This window comes from Roseateles sp. (genome assembly GCF_039929605.1).
Lineage (GTDB): Bacteria > Pseudomonadota > Gammaproteobacteria > Burkholderiales > Burkholderiaceae_C > Pelomonas.
In genome coordinates, this window is the sequence record NZ_JBDSQX010000030.1 from 1 (window position 1) to 7,864 (window position 7,864).

The 7,864-nt window shown below is 67.7% G+C and carries 5 protein-coding genes and 1 pseudogene; 2 read left to right on the plus strand and 4 right to left on the minus strand.

The features are described from left to right. Positions 1 to 18: 18 nt before the first annotated feature. From aroE to ABIS05_RS04675, 4 genes are read right to left on the minus strand one after another with little or no spacing between them, the layout of a single operon-like run. Entirely contained in the window at positions 19 to 834 is an 816-nt protein-coding gene (aroE, locus tag ABIS05_RS04660; protein WP_348010807.1) for a shikimate dehydrogenase, read from the minus strand. Next, the gene (locus ABIS05_RS04665; RefSeq protein ID WP_348010808.1) at positions 831 to 1,682 is read right to left on the minus strand and encodes a cell envelope integrity protein TolA; all 852 of its coding nucleotides are present in this window, start codon (positions 1,680 to 1,682) and stop codon (positions 831 to 833) included. Before ABIS05_RS04665 ends, aroE begins: the two co-directional genes overlap by 4 nt. A 1-nt stretch (position 1,683) precedes the next feature. Then, complete coding sequence (locus ABIS05_RS04670; protein ID WP_348010809.1) at positions 1,684 to 3,714, minus strand: RNB domain-containing ribonuclease; 2,031 nt, start codon at positions 3,712 to 3,714, stop codon at positions 1,684 to 1,686. Between the two features lie 18 nt (positions 3,715 to 3,732). Then, on the minus strand, positions 3,733 to 4,323 hold the full coding sequence (locus tag ABIS05_RS04675) for a YqiA/YcfP family alpha/beta fold hydrolase (protein WP_348010810.1): 591 nt from the start codon (positions 4,321 to 4,323) through the stop codon (positions 3,733 to 3,735). Between the two features lie 102 nt (positions 4,324 to 4,425). Here ABIS05_RS04675 and ABIS05_RS04680 point away from each other — a divergent pair, with 102 nt between their 5' ends. Both ABIS05_RS04680 and ABIS05_RS04685 read left to right on the plus strand, forming a co-directional pair. Beyond that, positions 4,426 to 7,152, plus strand: a complete 2,727-nt coding sequence (locus tag ABIS05_RS04680; RefSeq protein WP_348010811.1) for a zinc-dependent metalloprotease — start codon at positions 4,426 to 4,428, stop codon at positions 7,150 to 7,152. Positions 7,153 to 7,252: 100 nt separating this feature from the next. Further along, positions 7,253 to 7,411, plus strand: a pseudogene (locus ABIS05_RS04685) (hotdog domain-containing protein); the annotation flags it as partial. Between the last annotated feature and the right edge of the window lie 453 nt (positions 7,412 to 7,864).

Here is a 7,864-nt window from a genome sequence, read left to right on the forward strand (position 1 = left end):
GGCGGCCGGCGTGGCGCATCACAGCGACGACCTCATGGCCTTCAGCACCGGTGCCGTGTCGGGCCGCACGCCGCGCCAGAAGAAGAAGGCTTCGGCCGCCTGCTCGATGAGCATGCCCAGCCCGTCGCGCGGCTCGGCGCCGTGGGCGGCGGCCCAGTCGAGGAAACCTTGCGCCTTGGGGCCGTACATCATGTCCAGCGCCAGCGCGCCTCGGGCCAGCACGCGGGCGTCGACCGGCGCGGCGGTGCCGGCCAGGCTGGTGCTAGTGGCGTTGACGACGATGTCCTGCGCGGCCGGGGCATCAGTCAAGGTGCCGGCTGACAAAGGCACGCCGAGATGAGCGTGGCTGGCGACCAGCGCCTGAGCTTTGTCCACGGTGCGGTTCACTACGGTGATGCGCGCCGGCCCCGCCGCGATCAGGCTGCCCAGCACGCCCGCCGCCGCGCCACCGGCGCCCACCAGCAGCACCTGCAAGCCGGCCAGCGAGCGGCCGGCATTGCGCTGGATGTCGTTGACGAGACCGGCGCCGTCGGTGTTGTCGGCGGTCCAGCCGCCTTCGTCGAAGCGCAACGCGTTGGCGGCGCCGCCCAGCTGCGCGCGGTCGGTGCGCACAGCGGCCAGCGCGAAGGCGTCGAACTTGAAGGGCACGGTGATGTTGCAGCCCTTGGCACCGGCGGCCACAAAGGCGCGCAGCGTCGCCTCGAACCCGTCCAGCGGCGCCAGCAGGCGCTCATAACTCAGCGTCTGCCCGGTCTGCTCCGCAAACATCGCGTGGATGGCCGGCGAGCGGCTGTGCTCCACAGGGTTGCCGACGACGGCATATCTATCGGTCATGGTTGTCCGGTCAATATGGTTTCCAGGCCTTCATCGCGCGTGAACTTGAAGCGCGATGTGATGACCAGCACTTCGGCGCCCTTGAGCATCTCCTTGCTGAAGTTGCCGAAGGGCGAGGCCGCCTGCACGATGGCGATGGCGCGGCGATCCAGCGTCGGGTTGCCGCTGGAGGCCAGCACGTCGGTCTCGATGACGCGGCCCTTGTTGTCGATGTGGATGTTCATCGTCAGCTCGCCGTAAAGCTTCTTGCCGCGCGCTTCCGGGAAGTCGCGCGTGCCGCGCTCCTCGATGCGCTTGCGCAGGCCGTCGTAGTACTGCGCGTAGACCACTTCGCGCGTGGCCGGGCTGATGTAGCGCTTGCGCGGCCGGGCGCTTTCCTCGTTGACGCGCTTCTCGATCTCGGCGAGCAAATCGACGAGCTGGCGGCGCTTCTCCGCCTGGCCGCGCTCGGCGGAGTCGGTCTTTTCACGGCGCGGGTCGGGCGGCGGCAGCAGGGCGATGTCACGGCGCAACTGGGTCAGCAATTGCTGCTGCTGTTGCTGCAGCTGGGAGATCTGCGAGCTCTGCGCCTCGGCGGCGTCGCCGGTCTCGCTGTGGCGCGCGGGCGGCAGCGGCGAGGTGGCCCGGCCCACTTCCGTATTGCCGCCGCCGGCCAGGTTGGCCTGGGCCAATGCCGCCGCCTTGCTGGGCAATTCGTTGGAGCGCGTGTTAACGAGCACCACTTCCAGCGGCGTGTCCTGAAACACGCGGTTGAAGGATTCGGGCGAGCCCATGCGCCAGCCGAGCAGAACACCATGCGCGCCAAGCGAGCATGCGAGCGCGATCTGCAGGGTGCTCAGCCGGCGCATTTCAGCTTTGCGCCGCCGGTTCTGCTTCGCTCGGGCTGTCGTTCAGGTCGATGGCCAGCGCGATCGGCGCCGCAGCGGCTTCGAGATCGTCGTCATCGCCCTCGGCTTCCGCTTCTGCGGGCTTCTCGTCCAGGCGCTCGATCAAGGTCGCATGCACGTCCAGCGTCATCTCGTCCAGGCCGGTGATGCGCACCTTCACATGGCTGCCGCGCGGCAGGTTTTCGCATCCCAGCGCCTTGAACACCAGCGGCAGGTCATCGGCGCGGACGAGGCCTTCCTTCATGACGGTGGCGGTCAGCTCGGTCGTGTCGTTCTGCTGCAGCCAGCGCAGCGTCCAGAAGCGCTCGATGCCGTTCTGAAAGCCGTTGTACGCCGCGTAGGCTGCCTCGAAGCCCGAGATGATCGAGAAGAGCTGCGCGTCCTTGGGCTTGAACGGCGCAACGAGCGCAGCCGTCTTGCCGTGGCGGGCGCAGGCAATGATCTGCCACTGGTTGACCAGGTCGACATAACGGCGCAAGGGTGATGTCGCCCAGGTGTACTGCGCCACGCCCATGCCGGCATGCGGCAGCGCCTTGGTGCCCATGCGCACCTTGATGCCGGGCGCCAGGCTGGCCTGGCTGCGGTAGATGCCGGGCAGGCCCAGCTCCGCCAACCAGCCGCCCCAAGCCGAGTTGGCCAGGATCATGGCCTCGGCCACGATCAGGTCCAGCGAGCTGCCGCGCGCGCGCATGCCGATCTCGACTGACTCCGTGCCGTTGGGCGCTTCCATGCGCTCGCCGGTCAAGCGAAAGTTGTAGTCGGGCCGGTTGAAGTTCTCCGGCTTGCCGCGCGCCACTTCCCGCTGCGCCTTCAGGTGCTTGGCCAGCCGCCAGGTGAAGGCGAGCTCGGGCGCGAAGGCGTAGTCGGCCGGCGCCTCGCCCGACAGCGTGGCGTCGGTGACGATGCCGTCCAACTTGTCGTGGCGCAGGTTGGCGGCGATGTGCACGCGCTCCAGCTTGGTCTCGCGCGACTTCACCTCGAAGGTGGCCTCGTCCAGCGTGAAGTAGATGGACACCGCTGGGCAGTCGCGGCCCGCGATCAGCGTGTAGGCCTGCACGACATCGTCGGGCAGCATGGTCAGCTTCCAGCCCGGCATGTAGACGGTGGACAGGCGGTCGCGGGCCACCTTGTCGACAGCCGAGTCCGGCGTGATCGCGAGGCCTGGTGCGGCGATGTGCACGCCGAAGGTGACCGTGCCCGTGCCCAGGCCCTGCACCGACAGCGCGTCGTCGATCTCGGTGGTCTGGGAGTCGTCGATGGAAAAGGCCTGCGCGGTCGACAACGCCAGCTCGTCCTTGATCTCCGGCGCCGTGAGGGCCGGGAAGCCGGCGCCCTTGGGAAAGTTCTCGAACAGGAAGCGCTTCCAGTGGAACTGGTAGGGGCTGGTGATGGCTCCTGCCGACTGCAGCAGGTCCAGCGGCGCCTTGTGCGACTTCTTGCTCGCCTCGACGACGGCCTTGTACTCCGGCCCGTTCTTGTCGGGCTTGAACAGGATCTTGTAGATCTGGTCCTGGATGGGCGCCGGGCAGGTGCCGGCCGCCAGTTCGTCCGCCCAGGCCTCGATCTGAGCTGCCTGCTGGGCTTTGCGCGCGATGCCCAGCAGCGCGGCCTTGACCGTCTCCTCGGGCGCCTTCTTGAATTGACCCTTGCCGGCGCGGCGGAAGTAGTGCGGCGCGTCGTACAGGCCCAGCAGCGCGGCGGCCTGCTGCACCGTGCCCGCCTTGGCGTCGAAATAGTCACGCGCCAGGTCGGCAAAGCCGAACTCGCCTTCAGGCGCGAACTCCCAGGCCAGGTCGAGGTCGATGGTGTCCGCCAGTGCGCGCGCCTCGCTCAGCAGCGCGGCGGGCGCCGGCTTCTCGAACTTCAGCAACACATTGGCGGACTTGACCTTGACTCGCTTGCCCGAGTCCAGCTCGACCTGCAGCGAGGCATCGGCCTCCGACATCACCCGGCCGGCGTGAAATTTCCCGGCATCATCAAACAGCGCAAACATATGGGGTGGATTGTCGCTTCAGGCTTGCAGGTGTTTCAGCAACCCGGGCAGATGGGCTTCGAAATCCGTCAGCCCATGGTCGCTGCCTTCCAGCACCTCGCCGTCGCAACCCGCATAACGGGCCAGCATCTCGCGCCAGTCCAGCAGCTCGTCACCCTTGGCGATCAGCGCGTAGTAGCGCAGCGGGCGGGTCAGCAGGGGCGGCGGTGTGAGTGCGGCGAGTTCGGCCACGTGCTCGGCCGTGAAGTCGAACTTCAGCGTCGGGTCGTGCCAGGCGGTCAGCTCGCCGATGTGGTGGGCCAGGTCGCGCGCCGGGTTCACGGCCGGGTTCAGCACTGCGGCGCGCCAGCCGCGATGGGCGCGCTGCTCGGCCAGCGCCGTGGCGTAGAAGCCGCCCAGCGAGCTGCCGATGACGGCCGACCCCGTCGCAGGCCAGCCGGCCACGATGTCGGCAACGAGCGCCATCGCGTCCAGCGGGGAGGGCGGCAGTTGCGGGCAGGCGAAAGTCAGGCCCGGTTGCTGCTGCGCCCAGGCGGCCATTCGCACCGCCTTGGCCGAGCCGGGCGACGATCTAAAACCGTGTAAATAAATGAGATGCGTGAGTTCCATGACGGAAGTTTTGTTGCGACGCGACGGCGACGTCACCCAATTGACGCGAGTGTCGCCGCCGTCCACAGTGATTGTTTTTCTCCAATTTTTCGGACGCTTCGCATGATTCGGCTGCCCCGTACTGCCCTTGCCACCGCCGCGCTGCTCGCGCTGGCTGCCGCTCAAACTCAGGCCCAGACACCACCCTTGCCCAACGGAGCCGCCTCCGCACCGGCGGGCGCCGCGTCCGCCCCGGCCGTGCCGGCCACATCAGCACTGCGCCCGCCCGCCGACCCCACCGCCCCCAAGCCCTTTGCCGAGATCATCCGCGGCGCCAAGGAGCAGCCGGGCCTCTTCCCCATCTGGCGCAAGGACGAAAAGACCTGGATCGAGATCCCCAAGGAGGCCTTCAACAAGCCCTTCCTGTTCAGCGTCAACGTTGCCAACTCCATCGGCGAGCGTGGCCTGTACGCCAGCCAGATGATTGGTGAGGAGCTGGCCGAGTGGCGCCGCATCGGTAACCACGTGCAGCTGATCGCGCTCAACACCAAGTTCCGCACCGACAACGCCGCCACCCAGGCCGCGCTCGCCCAGGCCTTTTCGCCCAGCCTCATCACATCCGGCCCCGTGGCCAGCGCCGATCACCCGGACCGCAAGTCGGTGCTGGTGGACGCCAGCGGGCTCCTGCTCGGCGACATCCCCGGCTATTCCACGCGCTTAGAAGTGGCTTACCGCTTGCCGTACGCGCCCGACCGCGCCAACTCCTTCATCGAAGCGACCCGCGCCGACGCGCAGATCTCCACGCTGACCGCTCGCGTGCACTTCGCCACCGCCCGCATTCCCGCGCCGCCGCTGGTGCCTGTGCCGGTGCCCGTGCCCACGCCGCCCCAGGCCACGCCGGACCCGCGCTCGATGTTCTTCAGCTTCGTCTACAGCATGCGCGCGCTGCCCGAAGCGCCGGCTGCCGTGCGCCAGGCCGACCCGCGCCTGGGTCATTTCATGGAGAGCTACAGCAACCTCGGCGACGACCTCAAGCCCAACCCGCGCGTGCACATGGTGGCCCGCTGGCGCCTGGAGAAGAAGGACCCGGCTGCGGCCCTGTCCGAGCCGGTGCAGCCCATCGTCTACTGGATGGACAAGAACATCCCGCCCAAGTACCGCGAATCCGTCAAGGCCGGCATCCTGGAGTGGAACAAGGCCTTCGAGAAGATCGGCTTCAAGGACGCCGTGGTCGCCAAGCAGCAGCCCGACGACGCCGACTGGGACAACATGGACTCCACGCATGCGTCCATCCGCTGGTTCACCGGCTCTGACGTCGGCTTCGCCATCGGCCCCAACCACAAGGACCCGCGCACCGGCGAAATCCTGGACGCCGACATCGGCATGAGCGACGTCTTCGGTCGCGGCACCCGCCGCCTGGCCGCCGACGACGTGCCGCCGGGTTACCAGGCCCACGACCACGGCCCCAACAACAGCGCCTGGCTGGGCGAGCGCAGCCAGCACGCGCTGGCCGACCAGCTCTGCACCTACATGGCCGACCAGGCCAGCGAGTTCGGCTTCGCGCTCGACCTGCTGGCGCTGCGGGGCGGGGCAGAGGGCCTGGACACCAACGGCCCCGAGGCCGAGGCGCTGGCCCAGGCGGTGATGAAGGACGTCGTCATGCACGAGGTCGGCCACACGCTCGGCCTCAAGCACAACTTCCGCTCCTCCACCACCGTCACACAGGCCCAGTTGAAGGACAAGACTTTCACCGAGGCCCACGGCATCTCCAACTCGGTGATGGACTACAACGCCTACAACCTGCCGCTGAAGGGCGAGGCCAAGACGAGCGTGACCAACACCACGCTGGGCGCCTACGACTACTGGGCCATCGAGTACGCCTACAAACAGATTCCCTCCGAGCAGGAGTCGGGCGAGCTGGCCCGCATCGCCGCGCGCTCCACCGAGCCGCAGCTGGCCTTCGGAGACGACCTCGACCAGGGCATCGGCGGCATCTACGACGGCTTCGACCCGCGCACCAACCAGCGTGACCTGGGCGACGACCCACTGGCCTTCGCCAAAAAGCGCCTCAAGCTCAGCCAGGAGCTGTGGGAGCGCGTGCAGACGCGCAAGCCCGAAGCCGGCGAGGACCCGCTGCGCAACCGCCGCTCGGTGTTCGAGGCCTTCCGCCAGCTCGGCATGACGGCCGGCAACGTCAGCAAATACGTCGGCGGCATCCAGGCCGAGCGCATCGTGCCAGGCGTGACACCCGGCCCGGCCTTCAAGCCGGTGGACAACGCCCAGCAGCGCGACGCTCTGCGCTTCATCGCCAGTGGCCTGCTGTCCAGCAACTCGTTCAAGTTCAGCCCTGAGTTCCTGGCCATGCAGACGCTGGACTACAACGAGTGGGAGCGTGGCCTGCCGCTGTCCATCCCCGACACCGTCAGCGCCCTGCAGGGCCGCGTGCTGGATCGTCTGATGTCACCCGCCACCGCGCGCCGCCTCATTGATCAGAGCGCCTACCTGCCCGAGGCCCAGCGCAAAGGCGCGGTCTCGCTCAGCGAGGTTTACGGCACGCTGCAAGGCACCGTCTTCAGCGAGCTGAAGACGGGTGGTGAGATCGACCGCATGCGCCGCAGCCTGCAGCGCGAATACCTGAAGCGCCTGCAGGCTCAGCTCAACCGCTCGACCAACGGCGCCACGGTCTACGCCGATGCCTTCTCGATGGCGCGCTGGCACGCGACCCAGCTCGCCCGCGACCTGCGCGCGGCCTCGGCCAAGCCGGGGCTGTCTATCGAGACGCGCGCCCACCTGGCCGAAACCCAGGACATGCTCGACAACATGCTGAAGGCGACGCTGACGCGCAGTTGATCCGACGCGCCTCAAGCGCCGCAAGTGAAAAGGCCAGCAGGGATGCCGGCCTTTTTGTTGTCCCCAGGATGGCCGCGCATCCAACGGAGCTGAAGTCCAACATCTCGGCACGGCACGTGAGGGCACGGTGGCCTGCGTGGCGAAGGCGGTGCATCTGGGGAGGACGACACAGGTCTGGGATGCGGTCGTCACGCACATGGACAGTGGCAAGACGATGGCGTTGTTTCGGTGTACGCAGATGGTTTTGTATGGGAAGTAAATCGGCGTTGCGGTTTTGTGCCGCGGCCCAGCCGGGAGTTCGCCCCGGCGGGCGACCTTCTTTTTGAGCGACCAAAAAGAAGGCAAAAAGTCGCCCCTGTTCCGTCGCCCCTCTGCGAGGGGTGCCCTGCGATGCTCGAAGCCCGAGGCCCGCGCAAAACTCCCTTCGCTACGCTGCGGTCAAACAGTTGCGCGGAGTCAGTTGACGAAGCGTGCTGCGCACGCGCCTCGGGCTCCTGCGCTTCTCGGCTCCTCCAAAGGGGACCCTTCGAAACAGCCGAACAGCCAAGCCCGCCATCCCTCCGGTGGATGTATTTCTGCAGGGCCCCTTTTAGCCCCGCCGAGGAACGGAAGACCCGAAGCCCGTTCGCGCAGCGAACCTCAAGAACTGACTCGCGACGCCTGTTTGAGCAGAGCGTAGCGGCGCGAGTTCGGCGCGGGGCTTCGGGGCTGA

Bases quoted from the DNA above. Each gene is read 5' to 3' on its own strand.
- aroE (WP_348010807.1), bottom strand. From the start codon at position 834: ATGACCGATAGATATGCCGTCGTCGGCAACCCTGTGGAGCACAGCCGC.
- ABIS05_RS04665 (WP_348010808.1), bottom strand. From the start codon at position 1,682: ATGCGCCGGCTGAGCACCCTGCAGATCGCGCTCGCATGCTCGCTTGGC.
- ABIS05_RS04670 (WP_348010809.1), bottom strand. From the start codon at position 3,714: ATGTTTGCGCTGTTTGATGATGCCGGGAAATTTCACGCCGGCCGGGTG.
- ABIS05_RS04675 (WP_348010810.1), bottom strand. From the start codon at position 4,323: ATGGAACTCACGCATCTCATTTATTTACACGGTTTTAGATCGTCGCCC.
- ABIS05_RS04680 (WP_348010811.1), top strand. From the start codon at position 4,426: ATGATTCGGCTGCCCCGTACTGCCCTTGCCACCGCCGCGCTGCTCGCG.